The following is a 20,459-nucleotide window of genomic DNA, read 5'->3' on the forward strand; positions in this document are numbered from 1 at the left end:
GGCAAACATCGGCACCAAGGGTGCTGGAACGTTCAGGCATTTTTAAGCTTCTTGTTGTTATGCTCGCCGCGCGAGACCTAGCCCCCCCCTTACGACAGATGAAGCCTGCCGAACCCACACTCAGTTTGCCCTGGCCCGGCGCCAGGGCATTGCCCGATACCTTCTTCGATCGCGATGCACAGTTGCTGGCCCGCGAGTTGCTCGGCAAGGTCATCCGCCATCGCGTCGGCACGCTGTGGCTGAGTGCACGGATCATCGAGACCGAGGCCTATTACCTGGTCGACAAGGGCAGCCACGCATCGCTCGGCTACACCGAGAAGCGCAAGGCACTGTTCGCCGATGGCGGGCATATCTACATGTACTACGCGCGCGGCGGCGATTCGCTGAACTTCAGTGCTCATGGGCCAGGTAACGCGGTGCTGATCAAGTCCGCGCATCCCTGGGTCGACGCCATCAGCGGCCCCGATGCCCTGGCGGCGATGCAACGCAACAACCCAGGCAGCCTCGGCCAGCCCCGCGCCCCCGAACGTTTGTGCGCCGGGCAGACACTGCTGTGCAAAGCGCTGGGCCTGAAAGTACCGAACTGGGATGCGCGCCGCTTCGACCCACAACAGCTGTTCGTCGAGGATGTCGACGAACGACCGCACGCGATCATCCAGTGCGCGCGCCTGGGCATTCCCAAGGGCCGCGACGAGCACCTGCCCTACCGTTTCGTCGACGCCCGCTATGCCCGCCACTGCACGCGCAACCCTTTGCGCCGTGGACAGGTCGAAGGACGCGACTATCAACTACACACGCTGGAGCCTACCCGACCATGATGCAATGGTTCGACAGCATGACCACCTGGCTGCAAGGCAGCCCGCACTGGCTGGCATTGGCCATTTTCCTGGTCGCCTGCCTGGAGTGCCTGGCAGTGGCCGGCATCGTCATCCCTGGCACCGTGGTGCTTTTCACCCTCGCCGTGTTGGCCGGCAATGGCGCCCTGGAGCTGTGGCAGACTCTGCTGCTCGCCTATACCGGCGGCCTGCTCGGCGACGCGATTTCCTACGGGCTGGGTCGCCGCTTCCACCAGGGCATCCGGCGCCTGCCGGTGCTGCGCGACCATCCCGAATGGTTGACCGGCGCAGAGAACTACTTCCAGCGCTATGGCGTGATCAGCCTGCTGGTCGGCCGCTACATCGGCCCGCTGCGGCCGATGCTGCCATTGGTCGCCGGTATGCTGGACATGCCGGCCGTGCGCTTCGCCCTGGTCAGCCTGCTGGCTGCCGCCGGCTGGGCAGTGGCCTACATGCTGCCCGGCTGGGCCACCGGCGCCGCCTTGCGCCTGCCGCTACCAGAAGGTTTCTGGGGTGCGGCCGGCATCGTCAGCGCAGTCCTGGCGGTGATGTTGCTGCTGATCATGCAGGCCAGCCTGCGTGAACGGCGCTGGGCCGCCAGCCTGGCCGCACTGCTCGGCGCCATCGCCCTGGCCGCCATGCTGATCGGCTTCCCGCGCCTGGACAGCCTCGACCAGGGCCTGATGACGCTGGTGCAGGACGAGCGCAGCACCGCCTTCGATCCCATCGCGGTGTTTATCACGCGCTTCGGAGACTTCCATATCCAGTTCGCCACCGGCGTCCTGCTGGTGGCGCTGCTGTTCGCCGCACGTCGGTGGCAGGCCGGACTGTTCGTCGCTGGCGCCCTGTTGCTCGCCTCCACCGCAACCACGGTGCTGAAGAACCTACTGGCCCGTTCACGCCCGGATGTCCTGCTGCAGCCGCTGGAAAGCTACAGCCTGCCGAGCGGACACAGCTCTGCGGCATTCGCCTTCTTCCTGGCCCTGGGTGTGCTGGCCGGTCGTGGCAGCGCGGCGCGCACACGCCTGACTTGGCTGCTGGTGGCGAGCCTGCCAGCCCTGACCATCGCCCTGTCGCGGGTGTACCTGGGGGTGCACTGGCCCAGCGACATCATCGCCGGTGCCCTGGTGGCGGCGACCAGTTGTGCGCTCAGCCTGGCCCTGATTCAGCGCGCAGCGCCGATGCAGCCGTTGCCGGCGAAGGTGTGGTGGTTGGTGATTCCGGCCTGCGCTGCGCTGTTTTGCGCCATGGTCACCTGGGAGCTGTCGGCGACTCAGTTACGCTACAGCTATTGAAGCCTGGAGCGTCGCCGGGTCACTCACGCATCGAGGGGTGTACGGCGCCCCCCCCTATGAGGCATCGCCCTGCAGGTGCTCCACCATGGCCTGCAACTGGCTCAGGCGCAGTTCCGGGTCATCCAGTTGTAGCAGCTGCAGTTTCTGCGCCGGCTCCAGTGGCAACAGATAGGCCAGCTGATTGGCCAGTTGCTGCTGACCGGCGACCACGCCTTCCATGGCCAGCCCCGCCACCAGCGGATGCTCGGCCAGGGCAGCGTGCAGGGCGGCCAGATCGGCGTGCTCGGCCTGTAGCGGGCTGTCTGGCTGTTCATCAAGCCACTGCACCTCGGCGACGGTCAGCTGGTCAGGCAGAACCTGGGCGCGCTCGACACGAAAACGCCGCCCACCTTCGACGCGAATACCCAGCAAGCCGTTGGTACGCTGCTGAAAGTCGCGCACCAGGGCCTCGCAGCCAATGGCTGCAAAACTACTGGCAGCTGCGCCCACTTCAGCGCCCTCGACGATGCACACCACACCGAAACCACTGCCCTGTTTCATGCAGCGGCTGATCATGTCCAGGTAGCGCGCCTCGAATATCTGCAGGTCGAGTACGCAACCGGGAAACAGTACGGTATTGAGCGGGAACAGCGGCAGATTCATGGTTTAACAGCCTGTTATCAATGCAGGGGTACCAGGGCATCAGTGATCATCGGGGGAGGCTCTCACAGCAACAGGACAATCGCCAGAGGCAACAGCACGGCGGTAATCACCCCCATCAGACTCATCGCCAATGCCGCGAAGGCACCGCACTCATCGCTCTCCTGCAGCGCTCGCGCCGTACCCACGGCATGCGCGGTGATGCCCAGCGCCATGCCCTGCGCTGCCGGATGATGAACCCTGCACAGACGCAGAATGGACGGCCCGACGATAGCGCCGATAACCCCGGTGATCATCACGAACACCGCCGCCAGCGCCGCGATACCGCCGATCTGATCAGCCACCAGCATGGCGATCGGCGAAGTCACCGACTTGGGCGCCATGCTCATCAGCATCAGCCGCTCGGCACCGAACAACCAGGCCAGCCCCGCCCCAAGAACGGTGGCGAAGGTACCAGCAACCAGCAAGGTCAGGATGATCGGCCAGAACAGCTGACGAATCCGCCGCAGGTTGAGATACAGCGGCACCGCCAGGGCCACGGTGGCCGGGCCGAGCAGCAGGGTCAGCGCTGCAACGCTGCTCCGGTATTCGGCAAAACTCAGACCGCACAGCAGCAGGATGCCAATAACCGTGAGCATCGACACCAACACCGGCTGCAGGAACACCCAGCGGGTGCGCTCGTAGGCGGCCATGGCCAACTGATAGGCGCCCAGGGTGATGCCGATGCCAAACAGCGGGTGATGGGTCAGCGCCTGCCAGGCGTTCTGCCAATCGGGACTCATACATCCTCCCGGCGCTGCTGGCGCTCGATCAGTTTCTGCATCAGCCAGCCGGCGAAGGCCAGCGATACCAGCAGCGACAGCACCAGCGCGCCGACCACGGCCCAGAAATCGGCGGCGATATCGCTGGCATAGGCCATCACGCCCACGGCGGGCGGCACCAGAATCAGCGGCAGGTATTTGAGCAGGCTGCTGGACGCAACGCTCAGCGGCTCGCCCACCTCGCCGCGCAGCATGAGAAAAACGAACAACAGCAGCATGCCGATGATCGGCCCTGGCAACATCGGTAACAGCAGGACGTTGAGAACGGTACCCAGCAACTGGCACAGCACCAGCCAGGAAAGGCCGCGAAGCAGCATGTTTGAGGTCTCCAGAAGACGAGCGATGGCCGTATTTCCGCTCGCGAGTAGGCCGCTGAAAAACGTAGGCGAGGCAGTCAGTGCAATACCGGTGGCGGCCCCGCAAAAACAGGCGAAAAAGCGGAGTTTACGAGCTGTAAATGAGAATTTTGAGCCTGTTTTTAACGCAGCAATGACAACACAGGTAGTTTTTCAGCGGCCTACTAGAGGGGATTCCGGGCATCTATTGAGGCATGTCAGCCATTATAGGCGCGCTGGCCTCTGTATTGCTTCGTCAGGCTGGCCTATGCCGCGTCATTCATTACGCCAAGGCAGGCTTGACCCGCTGCCGGCCCCGTGATGATCTAGGCCGCAACGGTTTCACGCACACAAGAAAAACACCCGCGTCCTCAAGGAGGAACTATGCCGTTCGTACCCGTAGCAGAGCTCAAGGACTATGTTGGCAAGGAACTTGGCAAGTCCGAGTGGCTGACCATCGACCAGCAGCGCATCAATCAGTTCGCCGAGTGCACCGGCGACCATCAGTTCATCCATGTCGACCCGGAAAAGGCCAAGCTGACCCCCTTCGGCACCACCATCGCCCACGGTTTCCTGTCGTTATCGCTGGTGCCGATGCTGATGGAAAAGATCATGATCATGCCGCAGGGCCTGAAGATGGCGGTGAACTACGGTCTCGACAGCGTGCGTTTCATCCAGCCGGTCAAGGTCGACTCCAAGGTGCGCCTGGTGGTCACCCTGACCGACGCCAGCGAGAAGAATCCCGGCCAGTGGCTGCTCAAGGCCCGCGCCGTACTGGAGATCGAAGGCCAGGAGAAGCCGGCCTATATTGCCGAACCCTTGACCCTCTGTTTCGTCTGACCCCTGCCTGTTCCCGTTTCCGGTGTCATCCGCCGGAACGGGAGCGTTCTCACATCAGCAAAGCGTGCGACTCGGCAACGCAAGCGTCCAGGCTTGCGGCATACTGCGGACAAAGCACCGACCTGGACGTCCCTCATGAATCCCCTTGCCATGCGCTTGCTGCCTCTTTGCCTGTCTCTGCTGCTTGCCGGTTGCGACGAAGCACGCCCGCTGCTGCCGGCCAATGCCACCCTGCCAGATGGTGGCCAGTATCGCGGCAAGATAGTCGAGGGTCTGTTGCAGGGGCCGGGGCGCCTGGACTACCGCAATGGCAGCTGGTTCGTTGGTCAGTTCAAGGACGGCATGCTCGAAGGCAGCGGCGAATGGCAAGGCCCGGGGGGTGAGCACTATCTGGGCGACTTCCACGAAGGCATGTTCCATGGCCAGGGTACCCTGACCTACAGCGATGGCAGTCGCTACCAGGGCGGTTTCGAACGCAATCGCTTCAGCGGCGTCGGCCTGCTCGAACAGGGCGGCCAGCGCTACCAGGGTGAATTTCTCAACGACCGCTTCCATGGCCTGGGCAAACTGGAGATGGCCGACGGCAGCAGCTTCCAGGGCCAGTTCGTTAACGGTCAACCAGAGGGCCAGGGCGTGCGCAGCGACGCCTACGGCAACCAGTACAGCGGCGTGTTCGCCCAAGGGCTGCTCAGCGGCCAGGGCAGTTACCAGAACGCCGATGGCGACAACTACAGCGGCGGTTTCAAGAACGACGAGTTTCATGGCAAAGGTCGCTACCAGAGCGCTGGCGGCGAGACCTGGGCCGGCGAATTCGTAGAAGGCGTGATGCAGGGCCCCGGTGAATATACCGACGGCGCCGGCATCCGCTACCTCGGCGAATTCGCCGACTGGCAGTACGAAGGCGAAGGCCTGCTCACCCTGCCCGATGGCAGCGCCTACCGCGGCCATTTCTCAGGCGGTGATTACAGTGGCGTGGGCACCCTGACCCTGGCCGATGGCAGCCGTCAGTCCGGCACCTGGCAACGCGGCCGCCTGGTACGTGACGCACAGGGTCAGGTGCTGCCCGACAGCCTCGAGCTGGGTCTGCTGCAACAAGGGCACCTGCTCGATGAAGCCATCGCCGCGATTCCAGCCTCAACCCCGGCGCGCGAGCTGTATGCACTGACCCTGGCCGGCGACGGCAAGCAAAGCGTATTCATGCGCGAAGCCGACTACGTCAGCCGGCTGATGCGCGAGCGCTTCGGCGCCCATGGCAGCATCAGCCTGATCAACCACCGCGACCATCTTGCCGACCGCCCACTGGCCACCCGCGAGAATCTCACCCGCGTGGTGCAGGCGCTGGCCGAACGCAGTGGCGAAGAAGACCTGATCTTCATCTATCTGACCAGCCACGGCTCGCGCCGTCACGAGCTCAATCTCGACCAGCCGCGCCTGCAACTGGCCGACCTGCCCGCCAGCGAGCTGGCTGCCCTGCTCGCTCCACTCAAGCAGCGCAACAAGGTGGTGGTGATCTCCGCCTGCTATTCCGGCGGATTCATCCCGCCGCTGAAAGACGAAAAGACCCTGGTGATGACCGCCGCACGTGCCGACCGGGTGTCCTTCGGTTGCAGTGAAGAGAACGACTTCACCTACTTCGGTCGCGCCCTGTTCGCCGAGGCGCTGGGCGAAACCGACAACCTCGAGCGGGCCTTCGAGCTGACCAAGGAACGCGTCGCCGAGCGTGAGCAGAGCGACGGCTTCGAACCTTCCGAACCGCAGATCTGGGCGCCCCGCGGCGTACTCCAGCACTGGCGCGAACTACGCCAAAGCCAGGCCGAGCGCGCGCTCGGTGCCGTGGCCAGCGGTCCGGCAAAGGACTAAGCTGAACTGTAACGGACAAGAGACAACCGCATGTACCTGACCCCACAGCACATCCTTCTCGCTGGCGCCACCGGGCTTACCGGTGAACACCTGCTCGACCGCCTGCTCAGCGAGCCGACGGTTGCCCGCGTGCTGGCGCCTACCCGCCGCCCCCTGGCCGCCCACCCGCATCTGGAAAACCCGGTGGGCGACCTGCAAGCGCTGCTGCCGCAGTTGTCCGGCCAGGTCGATACCGCTTTCTGCTGCCTGGGCAGCACCATCAAGCAGGCCGGCTCGCAGGAAGCCTTCCGTGCCGTCGATCATGACCTGGTACTGGCCTTCGCTCGTCGCGCTCGCGAGCTGGGCGCACGGCATCTGGTGGTGATCAGCGCCCTCGGTGCCGACCCCGGCTCAAAGGTGTTCTACAACCGCATCAAAGGCGAGACCGAAGAGGCGCTGAAAGCCATGGACTGGCCGCAACTGACCATCGCCCGCCCGTCGCTGCTGCTCGGCGCGCGCCATGAGTTTCGTCTCGGTGAGCGCCTCGCCGCCCCGTTGCTGCGCTGGCTCCCGGGCAAGTACCGCGGCATCGACGCCTGCGCCCTGGCCCGCGCCCTGTGGCGCCTGGCCCTGGAAGAGGGAGACGGCGTGCGCGTGATAGAGTCTTCCGACCTGCGCCGGCTGGGGCGCTGATGCCGTGGATGAAGCGATGAAACCGACAAGCCTGATCGAGGCCCTGCAAGACGCCGACATGCTGGAGATCGACAGCCTGTATGCCTGGCAGTTCGACCTCGACACCGAACTGCTGGCACAGATCAGCGCCGGCTCGGCGGGCAGCGACAGCGCCGCCAAACCGCTGCTGCAGGTGCACTGCATCGATGGTCGCGAGCGCCGCCTGTGGAAGTTCTCCCTGGCTTCGGTACAGGCTGCGCGCTATAGCGAAGCGGACGACAGTTGGTTGATCGAAGGCAGCGAAGTCAGTCATACCCTCAAATGCTTTGCCGCCTATCGCGGCGACAACGATGACGGCGACGACGAGCAAGACGAAGCCTGAACCATGGGCCTCTATGACCGCCATATCCTGCCGCACCTGATCGATTTCGCCTGCGGCATGGGCGCGGTGATGAAGGCGCGCTCGCAACTCGTGCCACAGGCGCGCGGTCGCGTGCTGGAAATCGGCATCGGCAGCGGACTCAACCTGAGTTTCTACGACCCACAGCGGGTCGAGGTGGTGGTTGGCGTCGACCCGTCCGCGGAAATGCAGGCTCTGGCCCGCGACCGCGCCGCACGCTGCCAGGTGCCGGTGGAAATGATCGCCCTGGAGCTGGGGCAGATTCAGGCGGCGGATGCCAGCTTCGATGACATCGTCTGCACCTTCACCCTGTGCACCATCCCTGATGCCATCGCCGCCCTGCGCGAAATGCGCCGCGTACTCAAGCCTGGCGGGCGTCTGCTGTTCTGCGAACACGGTCTGGCGCCGGATCTGCCGGTGGTGCGCTGGCAAAAGCGCCTGACGCCGCTGTGGAAACCGCTGGCCGGCGGCTGCCATCTGGATCGCGACATACCCGCACTGATCGAGGCCGGCGGTTTTCATATCCGCCAACTGGAAACCGGCTACCTCAAAGGGCCACGGCCGATGACCCACGTCTATCGAGGTTGGGCCGACTGACTTAGCAGCTTACCGCGCCGGAACGCAGCGCCAGCGGATCGACCAGACCGGCGGCGATGGCCATACCCACCAGCTCGGCCAGCGTCTCGGCCTGCATGCGCTTCATCACCCGTGAGCGATAGAGGTCGACGGTTTTCACGCTGATATCCAGCTGCTCGGCGACTTCACGGTTGGTGTAGCCGCGCACCAATGGCAACAGCACGTCACGCTCACGCGGGGTGAGTTGATCAAGCCGTGCCTGTACCTCGGCCAGACGCGGATCACGCCGGGTTACAGGCTTACGGCGCTCCAGCGCCTGCTGCACGCTGTCGAGCAGCAGTTGCTCGTTGTAGGGCTTCTCGATGAAATCCACCGCGCCGGCCTTGAACGCGCGCACGACGATGGGCACGTCGGCGTGACCGCTGACGAAAATGATCGGCAAGTCGATACCGCGCGCGCGCATCTCCTCCTGCACATTGAGCCCGCCCATGCCCGGCATACGCACATCGAGCAGCACGCAGGCATTGGCCGCCGGGTCGCAGGCCTCGAGAAAGGCGCGGCCGCTGGTGAACGGCACGCCCTTTAGGCCTACCGACTCCAGCAGCCAGAGGGTCGAGTCGAGCATGCCCTGGTCGTCATCGACCACGTAAACCAGTTGTTGCATCCCTGTGCTGCTCCTCTTGTTGTTATCAGTGACTTGGCCGCTCGTAGGGCGGACTCAGGAGCGCCAGCGAACAGTCCGCCGATTCGCGTCGCGCCACGAGCCCTGATCGCCGGCAAGCCGGCTCCTACAGATCAACCTAATCCTCTCTGCCCAACGGCAAACGACACTCCAGGCACAACCCGCCGCCCTCGGCCGGCAATGCCTCCAGCGACCCACCAAAACCTTCGACGATGCTGCGGCTCATGGACAGGCCAAGCCCCAGGCCATCAGCCTTGCTGGTGTAAAAGGGCGTGAACAGTTTGCCCAGTTGCTCCTCGCTGACGCCCGCCCCCTGGTCGATCACCCGGATCATCAGGCTGCCGTCGCGCTCGCCGGCCTCCAGACGAATCTGCGATGCGCTGCCCGGATGCTGATCGCGGTTGGCCTCGATGGCGTTGCGCAACAAGTTCAGCAGCACCTGTTCGAGCAACACTCGGTCGGCGAATACCGGCGGCAGATTGTCCGGCAAGGCGTCGCTGACCGCTACCTGTGCCGCGCCCGCCTCCCAGTTGCACAGACGCACGGCCTCGCGCGCCACCTCGGCCAGATTGAGCGCCTGCATGCGCCGCTGGCCCTTGCGCAGGAAGGCGCGCAGGCGCTTGATCACTGCCGAGGCGTGGTTGGCATGTTCAGTGATGCGCGCCAGGCCCTGGGCCACCTTGTCGACAGCGGCCTGATCGCCGCCGACGCCCTGCAGGTAGCGCTGGCTGGCGCTGGCGTAGTTGACCACCGCCGCCAGCGGCTGGTTGATCTCGTGGGCGATGCCCGAGGCCAGCTCGCCCAGGGTGATCAGCCGCGTGGTGTGCGCCAGCTCGTCCTCCAGGCGGCGCTTGTTCTCCTCGGCCTGGATGCGCGCGGTGATGTCGCGCGAGACGCTGACCACCTCGACCACCGCGCCGGTGTAGGTCTCGCGAATGGCGCGGCTGGCGGTCTCGAACCACAGGTAATGGCCGTCGCGATGACGAATGCGATAGCTCATGGTGTGGTAGCCGTCCTGCTCCAGCGCCTCGCGCGCCTGCTTGGCCTGCTGCAACTGGTCCTGCGGATGCAGCAGGCCGTCGACCGCCAAGCCGCGCAGTTCTTCCGGCCAATAGCCTAGCAACGTCCAGCTTGCAGGCGTGGCGTCGAGGAACACGCCGTCCGGGGTGTGGCGGGAGATCAGATCGGTGGTGTTCTCGGTGATCAGCCGGTACAGCCGCCGTGCCCGAGCGGCCTCGCGCTGCTCGCGGATTTCCTGGGTCGCCTCGCGGCAGCGCGCCAGCACCCGCTGCTCTGCCACATCGGGAATGAAGCTCCAGATCAGGATGCGCTCGCCGTCCTGCGCCTCCACCGCCTCGATGGCGCGCGACTGCTGCAAGCAGGCGCGCACCAGCGGCAGATGATTGACCGGCAGCAGTTCACCGACCTGGGCCAGCGGGCGCTCGCCGAGCAGTTCTTGCAAAGCCTGGTTGAACTCCAGCGGCCGTGCACGCGCATCGAGCAGCAACGCCGGCTGCGGATCGGCCGACAGCAGCGGCGCGCTACGCGCCATGCCACCGGCCAGCGCGATCAGTTGCGCCAGCAGCTCGCGCAGCCAGGGCAACCACTCCAGGCCGGCATCTTCGTCCACCTGCAGCAACAACAGGCCGGCACCACCCTCCTCCAGGCTCAGCGCCAGGGCCTGACCATGATGAATCGCAGCGCGGCGCAGTCGCCCGGCCAGCCAGCAGGGCAGCTGACGCACTGCTTCCAGGCTAAGGCAGGGCTGCGTCGTCAGCGCCTCGAACAGAGTCTGATCGCTGGCGGCCAGCGGATCGCCCTGGCCCGGCGGCAGGCGCGGGCCACCGTCGTCCTGGGCATAGGTGCGGCTGGCCGGCTGCCAGGTCAGGTACCAGGCCTGGCGCACCTGTGGGCAGCCGAGTACGGCGCGGCGCAGGGCCGCCGCTCGCGCGTGGAGGGACGGCGCTTCGCGCTGGATGCGCAGCCAGGCCTGCAGCGGCACGGCCGCCTGATCGCTCGACAGATTCATATAGTAATTATTCTATAAAACCTTAGTGCAACTTCCATACAAAATAGAAATGACCTATAAATTACCGCCAGCAAGCTTCGGTAATGCCTGCATCATTACCGGAATAACCAGAGCTAACAATCAGCCAAAGGTGTATCCGCCATGTCGATCTACGAGCAGGGCCTCGGCCGCGCCGCCGTCAACCATGTCGCCCTCAGCCCCCTGAGCTTCATCGAGCGTACCGCGGCGGTATACCCGCACTACCCGGCCGTGGTGCATGGCTCGATCCGCCGCAACTGGGCCGAGACCTACGCGCGCTGCCGCCGTCTGGCCTCGGCGCTGGCCGGCCGCGGCATCGGCCAGGGCGACACGGTGGCGGTGATGCTGCCGAACATCCCGGCCATGCTCGAGGCGCATTTCGGCGTGCCGATGATCGGTGCGGTGCTCAACGCCCTCAACGTGCGCCTGGATGCCGAGGCCATCGCCTTCATGCTGCAGCATGGCGAGGCCAAGGTGGTGATCGCCGACCGCGAGTTCCATGACGTGATCCACGCCGCTATCGGCATGCTCGACCACCCGCCACTGGTGATCGACGTCGACGACCCCGAGTACGGCGAAGGCCAGGCAGTCAGCGATCTGGACTACGAGGCCTTCCTTGCCGAAGGCGACCCCGAGTTCGCCTGGCAGTGGCCCACCGACGAGTGGCAGGCCATCAGCCTCAACTACACCTCCGGCACCACCGGCAACCCCAAGGGCGTGGTCTATCACCACCGCGGCGCCTTCCTCAACGCCATGGGCAACCAGATGACCTGGGCCATGGGCAACCACCCGGTCTACCTGTGGACCCTGCCGATGTTCCACTGCAACGGCTGGTGCTACCCCTGGACCATCACCGCCCTGGCTGGTGTGCACGTGTTCCTGCGCCGCGTCGACCCGGCGAAGATCCTCACCCTGATCCGCGACGAGCAGGTCACCCACCTGTGCGGCGCACCCATCGTGCTCAACGCGCTGGTGAACATGCCGGCCGAGGCCAAGGCGGCCATCGATCACCCGGTCAAGGCCATGGTCGCTGGCGCGGCGCCACCGGCCAAGGTGATCGGCGCGGTGGAGGAAATGGGCATCCATGTCACCCATGTGTACGGCCTTACCGAGGTCTATGGCCCGGTGACGCTGTGCGCCTGGCACGACGAATGGGACGAACTGCCGCTGGAAGAGCGCGCCACCATCAAGGCGCGCCAGGGCGTGCGCTACCCGACCCTGGAAGGGGTGATGGTCGCCGACCCGAAAACCCTGCAGCCGGTGCCGCGCGACGGCCAGACCATCGGCGAGATCTTCATGCGCGGCAACACCGTGATGAAGGGCTACCTGAAGAACCCCAGCGCCACCGCCGAGGCCTTCGAGGGCGGCTGGTTCCACACCGGCGACCTGGGCGTGTGCCACGCCGACGGCTACGTGGAAATCCGCGACCGGCTCAAGGACATCATCATCTCCGGCGGCGAGAACATCTCCACCATCGAGGTCGAGGGCGTGCTCTATCGCCACCCGGCGGTACTGGAGGCGGCGGTGGTCGCCCGCCCGGACGAAAAATGGGGCGAGACGCCCTGCGCCTTCATCACCCTGAAGACCGGCCAGCAGGCCAGCGACAGCGAGATCATGGCCTTCTGCCGCGAACACCTGGCCGGCTTCAAGGTGCCCAAGACCGTGGTCTTCGCCCAGTTGCCCAAGACCAGCACCGGCAAGATCCAGAAGTTCGTCCTGCGCGATATGGCCAAGGCGCTGTAGAAGCGGCCCTCACCCCCGGCCCCTCTCCCGCAGGGAGAGGGGTGAATGAACCGTTTTCACAACAACAAGAACCGGCCCTGGCGGCCGACGGAGAACCTTCATGCAAATTTTCAAGCGCCGTGACGGCGACGAACAACCTTACTGGCCCTTCGGCCCGTTCAAGGTACGTCTACCCTTCGTGCATTACCGCTGGGAAACCGCCGAGATGCTGCAGGCGCTGATCATGTTCGTGGTCAGCCTGGCGATGATCCCGCTGCTGGAGAAATACCTCGGCCTGCCCTATGACGTGGCCCTGGCCTATGTAGTGGTGTGCGGCATCGGCTTCATGCTGCCGGCGCTGCTCGGTGTGCCGCTGGTGCCGGGTTGGATCACCCCCGGCATTCCCGTGGTGCTGCTGTTTCTCGGCAACTACGAGCCGGGCCCTGCGGCCATTCAGGCGCTGTTCGCCCTGCAGTTTCTGGTGTTCGTGATCTTCCTCTTCCTCGGCGTCACCCGCCTGGGCAGTGTCCTGGTGCGGCTGATCCCCAACTCGATGAAGGGCGGCATCATCATCGGTGCCGGCATTGCCGCGCTGATGGGCGAAATCAGCGCGGGCGGCCGTCTGGCCAACACGCCGATCTCCCTGGTGCTGGGCAGTCTGATCTGCCTGTACCTGATGTTCTCGGTGTCGTTCAAGGGCCTGACCGAGCGCGTGCCGCTGGCGCGCAAGATCGTCAACTACGGCATGGTGCCGGGCATGCTGATCGCCATTTTCATCGGCATCGCCGTGGGCGAGTACAAGATGCCGGACGTGAAATGGGGCATCACCGCGCCGGCCTTCGGCGAGATGTGGAACTACCTGCCGTTCAACGTCGGCTTCCCCGGCCTCGACGTGTTCCTGCTGGCCGTGCCCACGGCGGTGATCGCCTACGTGATCGCCTTCGGCGACATCATCGTCGGCCAGTCGCTGATGCAGCGCGCCGATGAACTGCGCACCGACGAGGTGATCGAAAACAACGTAGACCGCATCCATCTGGTGACCGCCATCCGCAACGCCCTGCACGCCTTCTTCGCGCCCTACCCGGGCCTGGCCGGCCCGCTGTGGACAGCGGTGGCGGCGACCATGGCCGAGCGCTACAAGTACGGGCGCAAGGCGATGGACTCGATCTACAGCGGCGCCGGCACCTTCTGGATCACCGGCTTCGCCGCGCTGTTCATGCTGCCGCTGGTCAGTTTCTTCCAGCCGGTGCTGCCGATCGCCCTGTCGCTGACGCTGATCCTCACCGGCTATATCTGCCTGATGGTCGGCTTCGAGCAACTGAACAACAACACCGAGCGCGGCATCGCCGGCACCATGGGTGTGGTGCTCGCTGTCTACGGCGCGGGCTGGGGCCTGGCCGCGGGCGCGGCGCTGTACATTCTGGTCGAACGCACCCATCTGCTTAAATTCACCAGCATCAAGGATAAGCCGCAAAGTCCGGCGGAAGCCGACTGACGGATTTCGTTCCACACGCGCCGCGCTCGTCGCGGCGCCACTGCTGTCGAGGTTGCACCATGCCCGAATTCAACGCCCCGCTGCGCGATATGCGCTTCGTCCTCCATGAAGTCTTCCAGGCGCCGAGCCTGTGGGCACGCCTGCCGGCCCTGGCGGAAACCGTCGATGCCGACACTGCCGACGCCATACTCGAAGAAGCGGCCAAGGTCACAGGCACGCTGATCGCCCCGCTGAATCGCAGCGGCGACGAGGAAGGCGCGCAGTGGGAGGGTGGCAACGTGCGCACCCCGGCCGGTTTCCGCGAAGCCTACGCCACCTACACCGAAGGTGGCTGGGTGGGCCTGTCCGGCAACCCGAATTACGGCGGCATGGGCATGCCCAAGATGCTCGCCGTGGCCTTCGAGGAGATGCTCTACGCCGCCGGCTCCAGCTTCGCGCTGTATTCCGCGCTGAGCTCCGGCGCCTGCCTGGCCATCGACGCCCACGCCAGCGAAGAACTCAAGACCACCTACCTGCCGCCGATGTACGAGGGCCGCTGGGCTGGCTCCATGTGCCTGACCGAGGCCCATGCCGGCACCGATCTGGGCATCATCAGAACCCGCGCCGAGCCGCAGGCCGACGGCAGCTACACGATCACCGGCAGCAAGATCTTCATTACCGGTGGAGAACAGGACCTGACCGAGAACATCATCCATCTGGTGCTGGCCAAGCTGCCGGACGCACCGGCCGGGCCGAAGGGCATCTCGCTGTTTCTGGTGCCCAAGGTGATAGTCAACGCCGATGGCAGCCTCGGTGCACGCAACGCCGTGAGTTGCGGCTCGATCGAACACAAGATGGGTATCAAGGCATCAAGCACCTGCGTGATGAATTTCGACGGCGCCACCGGCTACCTGATCGGTGAGGTCAACAAGGGCCTGGCGGCGATGTTCACCATGATGAACTACGAGCGCCTGTCCATCGGCATCCAGGGCATCGGCTGCGCCGAGGCGTCCTATCAGTCGGCCGTCAGCTACGCCCGCGAACGTATCCAGAGCCGCGCCGCCACTGGCCCGGTGGCGAAGGACAAGATCGCCGACCCGATCATCGTCCATGCCGACGTACGCCGCATGCTGCTGACCATGAAGGCGCTGAACGAGGGCGGTCGTGCCTTCGCCTGCTACGTTGGCCAGCAGCTCGATCTGGCCAAGTACGCCGAGGATGCCGAGGAACGGCAGAACGCCGAAGCACTGGTCGCCCTGCTCACCCCGGTGGCCAAGGCCTTCTTCACCGACACCGGGCTGGAAAGCTGCGTGCACGGCCAGCAGGTATTCGGCGGCCACGGCTACATCCGCGAATGGGGCCAGGAGCAACTGGTGCGCGACGTGCGCATCGCGCAGATCTACGAGGGCACCAACGGCATCCAGGCACTCGACCTGCTCGGACGCAAGGTGGTGGCCAACGGCGGCGCCGCGCTGCGCCTGTTCGCCGGCGAGGTGCGCGACTTCGCCCATGCCCATGAATCGCCCTTCGGTGATCGCCTGATAGAAGCGCTGGAACGCCTGGAAGCGGTCAGCGGCTGGCTGCTGGAGCAGGCCAAGGTTGATCCCAACTCGGTCGGCGCCGCCTCGGTGGAGTACCTGCACCTGTTCGGCTACGTCGCCTACGCCTACATGTGGGCGCGCATGGCCGCGGTGGCGCAGAACAAGCAGACAGAGAATGAAGCCTTCTACGGCGGCAAGCTCGCCACCGCCGAGTTCTTCTTCGCCCGCCTGCTACCGCGTACCCTGAGCCTGGAAGCGAGCATTCGTGGTGGTAGCCAGCCGCTTTACGGTCTGGCCGCCGAGCAGTTTTAGTAGGGCGGGTGCAACCCGCCACCGCCAAACCGGCGGGTTGCACCCGCCCTACAGGTTTGAGCGTGTTGCGCGGCTGCTTCGGCGCCGCGCTTTTTATTCACCGGCGCCGGCGCTTTTCCCCCGGCAAGGCTCGGCGACAATACAAGATCGAGCACAGCCGCCTTCAAGAACAAGAGATACCGTCATGCGAACCCTGACCACCCTGACCGGCAACAGCCAGAAACTCGATGGCGGCGCCATGTTCGGCAACGCACCCAAGGCCCTTTGGCAACGCTGGATGCCGGCCGACGAACTGAACCGCATCGACCTCGGCTGCCGCGCCCTGCTGGTGCAGGAAGACGCGCGCAATATCCTGGTGGAAACCGGCATCGGCGCCTTCTTCAGCCCCGAGCTGAAACAGCGCTTCGGCGTGCAGGAAGCGCATCACGTCCTGCTCGATGAACTGGCGAAACTCGGCCTGAGCGATGCCGATATCGATATCGTCGTGCTCACCCACCTGCACTTCGACCATGCCGGCGGCCTGCTCGCCGCCTGGCAGGATGGCGAACAGGCACGCCTGCTGTTTCCCAACGCGCGCTTCGTCACCGGTCGACGCCAGTGGCAGCGAGCCTGCACGCCACACGCCCGCGACAAGGCCTCCTATATCCCGGAGCTGCTGACTCTGCTGGAAGCCAGCGGACGCCTGCATCTGATCGATGAAACCGACAGTTGCGCACTGCTCGGCACCGACTGGCGCCTGCACTGGAGCGACGGCCACACGCCGGGCCAACTACTGCCGGAAGTGGCCATGCCGGGCGGGCCGGTGGTGTTTCCCGGGGACCTGATCCCTGGCGCGCCCTGGGTGCACCTGCCGATCACCATGGGTTACGACCGTTTCCCTGAAGGCCTGATCGAGGAGAAGGAGGCGCTGCTGGCCGACCTGGTCGCCCGCGGCGGCCGTTTGGTATTCACCCACGACCCCGACGTGGCCATGGGTCGGGTGACGCGAGACGAAAAAGGTCGCTACGGGCTCGATGAGACAGCAAAAGCAGCCCATCGGCTGGCAAACTGAGGCTATCTAGCATTGACGTGTCGGCCATGCAGCGCGAGCATGGCCGTTTGTTTTTCAGCACGGTCACGACTGCAGCAGCGGCGCACCGTGCCCACCTCGACAGCCCTGGGGGACCGTTTCATGAGCCTGGCCTCTGTCCGCGCCTTCTTCGCCGCCAAGGCGCCCGACATCACGATCATCGAGCTGCAGACCAGCACCGCCACCGTGGCGCTGGCTGCCGAAGCGCATGGCGTGGCGCCAGGGCAGATCGCCAAAACCTTGGCCTTCCGCATCGCCGAGCGTGACGTGTTGATCGTCGCCCGTGGCGATGCGCGTATCGACAACCGCAAGATGAAGGAATGCTTCGGTGCCAAGGCACGCATGCTCGATGCGCAGACCGTGGTCGAACTGACCAGCCACCCGGTGGGCGGCGTCTGCCCATTCGGCCTGGCCACACCGCTCAGCGTCTATTGCGACCGCTCGCTGCTGGCCTTCGATGAAGTGCTGCCGGCCGCCGGCGCCACCCACAGCGCGGTGCGTATCGCCCCGCAGCGCATGGCCGAATTGGTCGATGCCGAATGGATTGACGTGTGCCAGGAAGTGGAAACGGAAACCTGCTGAACGACGCTGCCAACGCCAATCCGCTAGGGCGCGCCGCGCGCACCAGCGCCTTTCCCGGATTGCATCCGGGCTACAACCCGCCGCTGACACCTAGGCTGACACCCAGCGCCGTGGCCAGCGAAAACGGCAACAGCAGGGTATCGAGCAGCGCACTGGCCGGCAGATCCAATCCAGGATAACGCGGCGCCTCGGCGCCGAAACGATCCAGCGGGCAGCAGCCGCCATTGATCGTGTACCAATCCAGCCGCGTCCCGGCATAAACCACAGGGGCACCGGGCTTGGCCGCATCCAGCGTGCGCACGGTGGCGCAGCCGGTCAGGCTCAGCGCCAGCAGCAGAGTGAGTGCCAAAGTCCGTCTCATCCGCGCTCGCCCCTTATTTCCACCAGCTTGCCATCGAGAAAACGCAGGTAGCGATAGACGCCATTGCGAGGCCCATACATCCATTGCTCGACTGTCACGCCGCCACCCTGTGGACTGCTGGGTGGCGTCACCTCACGCTGATCGGGTTCACCGCATTTGCGCAACACCTCGACGCTACGCTCGCCCTCGTAAACCAGGGCGGTACCGCAGCGCATGGAGGCCTCTGCAACCGGCAGCAACGACAAGGTGAGGACGCTTCCCAACACACAGCGACTCACAATGGACATCAGCACTCTCCTTAGTCATCCGACACCAAATGATGCTCGCCCCAGCGCGGCAACATGTCCTGGGGGATATTCAGGCAATTGAGGATGCGCGCGACCACGAAGTCCACCAGATCATCCAGCGTCTGTGGCTGATGATAGAAGCCGGGCGATGCCGGCAGGATGGTCACGCCCAGATTCGACAGCTTGAGCATGTTTTCCAGGTGGATACTCGAATACGGCGCCTCACGCGGCACCAGGATCAACTGGCGGCGCTCCTTCAATGCCACATCGGCGGCGCGTTCGATCAGATTGTTGCAGGCGCCGCTGGCGATGGCCGACAGGGTGCCAGTGCTGCATGGCACCACCACCATGGCAGTCGGCGCGCCGGAGCCGGAAGCGGCCGGGGCCATCCAGTCTTCCTTGCCGTAGACGCGAATCTGCCCCGGCGCCGCGCCGGTGTACTCGGTCAGAAACTGGGCCATGGATTGCGGCTTGGCCGGCAACGCCACGTCGGTTTCGGTAGCCATCACCAGTTGCGCGGCCTTGGAGATCAGGAAGTGCACCTCGCGATCTTCCTGCACCAGACAATCGAGCAGGCGCAGGCCGTATTGCGCGCCCGAGGCGCCGGTCATGGCCAGGGTAATTCTCTCAGGGCCGCTCATGGATGCTCCGTAGGGCGGGTGCAACCCGCCGGTTCTTGATATGTGGCGGGTTTCACCCGACCTACCGCTGGGGTATGCGTTTCAGTCCAGAGCCTTGGCCAGCTTGCCATGCAAACCACCGAAGCCACCGTTGCTCATAACCACCACTTGGGTACCGGGGCGCGCCAGGGCCTTCACACCATCGATGATCGAATCCAGCGAGTCGCACACGCGCGTCGGGTTGCGCGCCTGCGCCACGGTGGCGGCCAGGTCCCAACCGAGATTCGGCGGCGCGTACCAGAACACCGCATCGGCCTGTGCGGCGGACTCGGCCAGACCGTCGCGATGGGCGCCGAGCTTCATCGAGTTGGAGCGTGGCTCGATCACCGCGATCACCTGGGTATCGTCGCCGACACGCTTGCGCAAGCCATCCAGGGTGGTGGCAATGGCAGTCGGGTGGTGGGCGAAGTCGTCGAAGACGGTCACACCCGCCACCTCGGCGACCTTCTCCATGCGCCGCTTGGCGTTGATGAACTGGCCCAGCGCCTCGATGCCCAGCGCTGGCACCACGCCGACATGGCGCGCCGCAGCGAGCACGGCCAGGGCATTGGCGACGTTGTGCTGGCCGGTCAGGTTCCATTGCACCGTGCCCTCGACCTTGCCGTCGAAACTCACCTCGAAGCGCGAGCCATCGGCGCTGAGCAGGCGCGCCTGCCACTGGCCACCTTCACCGGTGGTCTGCACCGGAGTCCAGCACCCCATCTCGATCACTCGCGCCAGCGCGGTTTCGCTAGCCGGATGAATGACCAGACCTTCGCTGGGGATGATGCGTACCAGGTGATGAAACTGCCGCTCGATGGCCGCCAGATCCGGGAAGATGTCCGCGTGATCGAACTCCAGGTTATTCAGAATCGCTGTACGCGGGCGGTAGTGGACGAACTTGCTGCGCTTGTCGAAGAAGGCGCTGTCGTACTCGTCGGCCTCGACCACGAAGAACGGCGTGCCGCCCAGGCGCGCGGAAATACCGAAATTCTGCGGCACGCCGCCGATCAGAAAGCCCGGGCTCATGCCGGCATGTTCCAGCACCCAGGCCAGCATGCTGGAACTGCTGGTCTTGCCGTGGGTACCGGCCACCGCCAACACCCAGCGCCCCTGCAGCACGTGATCGGCCAGCCACTGCGGGCCGGAAACGTAGGGCAGCCCCTTGTTCAGCACGTATTCCACCGCCGGGTTGCCACGGCTCATGGCATTGCCCACCACCACCAGATCCGGTGCCGGCTGCAGGTGCGCCGGATCAAAGCCCTGCATCAGCTCGATGCCCTGGGCTTCCAACTGAGTGCTCATGGGCGGGTAAACGTTGGCATCGGAGCCGGTGACGCGATGGCCGAGCTCTTTGGCCAGAACAGCCAGCGACCCCATGAAAGTGCCGCAGATGCCGAGAATATGGATGTGCATTGATGACCTCTGAACGCGCCCTACGCATAGGGCTTAAAGCGATGGCGGCAGGTT

General features: G+C 65.0%; 21 protein-coding genes. 12 read left to right on the top strand and 9 right to left on the bottom strand.

What is annotated here, in order from left to right:
- The first annotated feature begins 98 nt into the window (after positions 1 to 98).
- Both BLT86_RS14860 and BLT86_RS14865 read left to right on the top strand, forming a co-directional pair.
- A complete protein-coding gene (locus BLT86_RS14860) occupies positions 99 to 818 on the top strand; it encodes a DNA-3-methyladenine glycosylase (RefSeq protein ID WP_092377727.1) in 720 nt (239 codons plus the stop codon).
- Entirely contained in the window at positions 815 to 2,131 is a 1,317-nt protein-coding gene (locus tag BLT86_RS14865; protein ID WP_045736241.1) for a bifunctional DedA family/phosphatase PAP2 family protein, read from the top strand. Before BLT86_RS14860 ends, BLT86_RS14865 begins: the two co-directional genes overlap by 4 nt.
- A 54-nt stretch (positions 2,132 to 2,185) precedes the next feature.
- On the opposite strand, the gene BLT86_RS14870 is transcribed toward BLT86_RS14865, so the two are convergent.
- The 3 genes from BLT86_RS14870 to BLT86_RS14880 all read right to left on the bottom strand — a co-directional run bounded on the left by BLT86_RS14870 (position 2,186) and on the right by BLT86_RS14880 (position 3,908).
- Entirely contained in the window at positions 2,186 to 2,773 is a 588-nt protein-coding gene (locus tag BLT86_RS14870) for an LON peptidase substrate-binding domain-containing protein (protein ID WP_092377730.1), read from the bottom strand.
- A 62-nt stretch (positions 2,774 to 2,835) separates the two neighbouring features.
- Positions 2,836 to 3,552 (bottom strand): LrgB family protein, encoded by a 717-nt coding sequence (locus BLT86_RS14875; RefSeq protein WP_021489500.1) that lies wholly within the window; start codon positions 3,550 to 3,552, stop codon positions 2,836 to 2,838.
- Positions 3,549 to 3,908, bottom strand: a complete 360-nt coding sequence (locus BLT86_RS14880) for a CidA/LrgA family protein (protein WP_003463039.1) — start codon at positions 3,906 to 3,908, stop codon at positions 3,549 to 3,551. Before BLT86_RS14880 ends, BLT86_RS14875 begins: the two co-directional genes overlap by 4 nt.
- A gap of 402 nt (positions 3,909 to 4,310) precedes the next feature.
- Here BLT86_RS14880 and BLT86_RS14885 point away from each other — a divergent pair, with 402 nt between their 5' ends.
- From BLT86_RS14885 to BLT86_RS14905, 5 genes are all read left to right on the top strand, one after another.
- Positions 4,311 to 4,766 carry a MaoC family dehydratase gene (locus BLT86_RS14885; RefSeq protein ID WP_017675516.1) on the top strand — a complete coding sequence of 152 codons (456 nt, stop codon included), beginning with the start codon at positions 4,311 to 4,313 and terminating at the stop codon, positions 4,764 to 4,766.
- Between the two features lie 135 nt (positions 4,767 to 4,901).
- Positions 4,902 to 6,626, top strand: a complete 1,725-nt coding sequence (locus BLT86_RS14890) for a C13 family peptidase (RefSeq protein ID WP_092377732.1) — start codon at positions 4,902 to 4,904, stop codon at positions 6,624 to 6,626.
- A 30-nt stretch (positions 6,627 to 6,656) separates the two neighbouring features.
- Entirely contained in the window at positions 6,657 to 7,298 is a 642-nt protein-coding gene (locus BLT86_RS14895) for an oxidoreductase (protein WP_017675518.1), read from the top strand.
- Between the two features lie 16 nt (positions 7,299 to 7,314).
- Complete coding sequence (locus BLT86_RS14900; protein ID WP_092377735.1) at positions 7,315 to 7,659, top strand: DUF5629 family protein; 345 nt, start codon at positions 7,315 to 7,317, stop codon at positions 7,657 to 7,659.
- 3 nt (positions 7,660 to 7,662) lie between these two features.
- Entirely contained in the window at positions 7,663 to 8,274 is a 612-nt protein-coding gene (locus BLT86_RS14905; protein WP_092377738.1) for a class I SAM-dependent methyltransferase, read from the top strand.
- A 1-nt stretch (position 8,275) separates the two neighbouring features.
- Here the strand turns inward: BLT86_RS14905 and BLT86_RS14910 are convergent, their stop codons facing one another.
- Together BLT86_RS14910 and BLT86_RS14915 are read right to left on the bottom strand one after the other, a co-directional pair.
- A complete protein-coding gene (locus BLT86_RS14910) occupies positions 8,276 to 8,917 on the bottom strand; it encodes a response regulator transcription factor (RefSeq protein WP_092377740.1) in 642 nt (213 codons plus the stop codon).
- 136 nt (positions 8,918 to 9,053) lie between these two features.
- Positions 9,054 to 10,964 (bottom strand): sensor histidine kinase, encoded by a 1,911-nt coding sequence (locus BLT86_RS14915; protein ID WP_269458103.1) that lies wholly within the window; start codon positions 10,962 to 10,964, stop codon positions 9,054 to 9,056.
- Positions 10,965 to 11,105: 141 nt separating this feature from the next.
- On the opposite strand from BLT86_RS14915, the gene BLT86_RS14920 reads away from it, so the two are divergent.
- From BLT86_RS14920 to BLT86_RS14940, 5 genes are all read left to right on the top strand, one after another.
- On the top strand, positions 11,106 to 12,725 hold the full coding sequence (locus BLT86_RS14920; protein ID WP_092377743.1) for an acyl-CoA synthetase: 1,620 nt from the start codon (positions 11,106 to 11,108) through the stop codon (positions 12,723 to 12,725).
- 100 nt (positions 12,726 to 12,825) lie between these two features.
- A complete protein-coding gene (locus BLT86_RS14925) occupies positions 12,826 to 14,199 on the top strand; it encodes a solute carrier family 23 protein (RefSeq protein WP_092377746.1) in 1,374 nt (457 codons plus the stop codon).
- Positions 14,200 to 14,258: 59 nt separating this feature from the next.
- A complete protein-coding gene (locus tag BLT86_RS14930; protein ID WP_092377749.1) occupies positions 14,259 to 16,031 on the top strand; it encodes an acyl-CoA dehydrogenase C-terminal domain-containing protein in 1,773 nt (590 codons plus the stop codon).
- Positions 16,032 to 16,215: 184 nt separating this feature from the next.
- Positions 16,216 to 17,082, top strand: a complete 867-nt coding sequence (locus BLT86_RS14935) for an MBL fold metallo-hydrolase (protein ID WP_092377752.1) — start codon at positions 16,216 to 16,218, stop codon at positions 17,080 to 17,082.
- Between the two features lie 120 nt (positions 17,083 to 17,202).
- Positions 17,203 to 17,682 (top strand): YbaK/EbsC family protein, encoded by a 480-nt coding sequence (locus BLT86_RS14940; protein ID WP_026042036.1) that lies wholly within the window; start codon positions 17,203 to 17,205, stop codon positions 17,680 to 17,682.
- Between the two features lie 70 nt (positions 17,683 to 17,752).
- On the opposite strand, the gene BLT86_RS14945 is transcribed toward BLT86_RS14940, so the two are convergent.
- The 4 genes from BLT86_RS14945 to mpl all read right to left on the bottom strand — a co-directional run bounded on the left by BLT86_RS14945 (position 17,753) and on the right by mpl (position 20,405).
- Positions 17,753 to 18,043, bottom strand: coding sequence for a YceK/YidQ family lipoprotein (locus BLT86_RS14945; protein ID WP_055987302.1), 291 nt, complete (start codon positions 18,041 to 18,043; stop codon positions 17,753 to 17,755).
- Positions 18,040 to 18,330, bottom strand: a complete 291-nt coding sequence (locus tag BLT86_RS14950; RefSeq protein ID WP_055987304.1) for a DUF2845 domain-containing protein — start codon at positions 18,328 to 18,330, stop codon at positions 18,040 to 18,042. The genes BLT86_RS14945 and BLT86_RS14950 overlap by 4 nt, the downstream gene beginning before the upstream one ends.
- 11 nt (positions 18,331 to 18,341) lie before the next feature.
- The gene (gene ubiX, locus BLT86_RS14955) at positions 18,342 to 18,971 is read right to left on the bottom strand and encodes a flavin prenyltransferase UbiX (protein ID WP_021489517.1); all 630 of its coding nucleotides are present in this window, start codon (positions 18,969 to 18,971) and stop codon (positions 18,342 to 18,344) included.
- Positions 18,972 to 19,052: 81 nt separating this feature from the next.
- A complete protein-coding gene (gene mpl, locus BLT86_RS14960; protein ID WP_092377755.1) occupies positions 19,053 to 20,405 on the bottom strand; it encodes a UDP-N-acetylmuramate:L-alanyl-gamma-D-glutamyl-meso-diaminopimelate ligase in 1,353 nt (450 codons plus the stop codon).
- Positions 20,406 to 20,459: the final 54 nt, after the last annotated feature.

Source organism: Pseudomonas sihuiensis, from assembly GCF_900106015.1.
Lineage (GTDB): Bacteria > Pseudomonadota > Gammaproteobacteria > Pseudomonadales > Pseudomonadaceae > Aquipseudomonas > Aquipseudomonas sihuiensis.

Bases quoted from the DNA above. Each gene is read 5' to 3' on its own strand.
- BLT86_RS14910 (WP_092377740.1), bottom strand. From the start codon at position 8,917: ATGCAACAACTGGTTTACGTGGTCGATGACGACCAGGGCATGCTCGAC.
- BLT86_RS14865 (WP_045736241.1), top strand. From the start codon at position 815: ATGATGCAATGGTTCGACAGCATGACCACCTGGCTGCAAGGCAGCCCG.
- BLT86_RS14885 (WP_017675516.1), top strand. From the start codon at position 4,311: ATGCCGTTCGTACCCGTAGCAGAGCTCAAGGACTATGTTGGCAAGGAA.
- BLT86_RS14950 (WP_055987304.1), bottom strand. From the start codon at position 18,330: ATGTCCATTGTGAGTCGCTGTGTGTTGGGAAGCGTCCTCACCTTGTCG.
- BLT86_RS14880 (WP_003463039.1), bottom strand. From the start codon at position 3,908: ATGCTGCTTCGCGGCCTTTCCTGGCTGGTGCTGTGCCAGTTGCTGGGT.
- BLT86_RS14905 (WP_092377738.1), top strand. From the start codon at position 7,663: ATGGGCCTCTATGACCGCCATATCCTGCCGCACCTGATCGATTTCGCC.
- ubiX (WP_021489517.1), bottom strand. From the start codon at position 18,971: ATGAGCGGCCCTGAGAGAATTACCCTGGCCATGACCGGCGCCTCGGGC.
- BLT86_RS14860 (WP_092377727.1), top strand. From the start codon at position 99: ATGAAGCCTGCCGAACCCACACTCAGTTTGCCCTGGCCCGGCGCCAGG.
- BLT86_RS14895 (WP_017675518.1), top strand. From the start codon at position 6,657: ATGTACCTGACCCCACAGCACATCCTTCTCGCTGGCGCCACCGGGCTT.
- BLT86_RS14945 (WP_055987302.1), bottom strand. From the start codon at position 18,043: ATGAGACGGACTTTGGCACTCACTCTGCTGCTGGCGCTGAGCCTGACC.
- BLT86_RS14875 (WP_021489500.1), bottom strand. From the start codon at position 3,552: ATGAGTCCCGATTGGCAGAACGCCTGGCAGGCGCTGACCCATCACCCG.
- BLT86_RS14915 (WP_269458103.1), bottom strand. From the start codon at position 10,964: ATGAATCTGTCGAGCGATCAGGCGGCCGTGCCGCTGCAGGCCTGGCTG.
- BLT86_RS14900 (WP_092377735.1), top strand. From the start codon at position 7,315: ATGAAACCGACAAGCCTGATCGAGGCCCTGCAAGACGCCGACATGCTG.
- BLT86_RS14925 (WP_092377746.1), top strand. From the start codon at position 12,826: ATGCAAATTTTCAAGCGCCGTGACGGCGACGAACAACCTTACTGGCCC.
- BLT86_RS14935 (WP_092377752.1), top strand. From the start codon at position 16,216: ATGCGAACCCTGACCACCCTGACCGGCAACAGCCAGAAACTCGATGGC.
- BLT86_RS14890 (WP_092377732.1), top strand. From the start codon at position 4,902: ATGAATCCCCTTGCCATGCGCTTGCTGCCTCTTTGCCTGTCTCTGCTG.
- BLT86_RS14870 (WP_092377730.1), bottom strand. From the start codon at position 2,773: ATGAATCTGCCGCTGTTCCCGCTCAATACCGTACTGTTTCCCGGTTGC.
- mpl (WP_092377755.1), bottom strand. From the start codon at position 20,405: ATGCACATCCATATTCTCGGCATCTGCGGCACTTTCATGGGGTCGCTG.
- BLT86_RS14920 (WP_092377743.1), top strand. From the start codon at position 11,106: ATGTCGATCTACGAGCAGGGCCTCGGCCGCGCCGCCGTCAACCATGTC.
- BLT86_RS14930 (WP_092377749.1), top strand. From the start codon at position 14,259: ATGCCCGAATTCAACGCCCCGCTGCGCGATATGCGCTTCGTCCTCCAT.
- BLT86_RS14940 (WP_026042036.1), top strand. From the start codon at position 17,203: ATGAGCCTGGCCTCTGTCCGCGCCTTCTTCGCCGCCAAGGCGCCCGAC.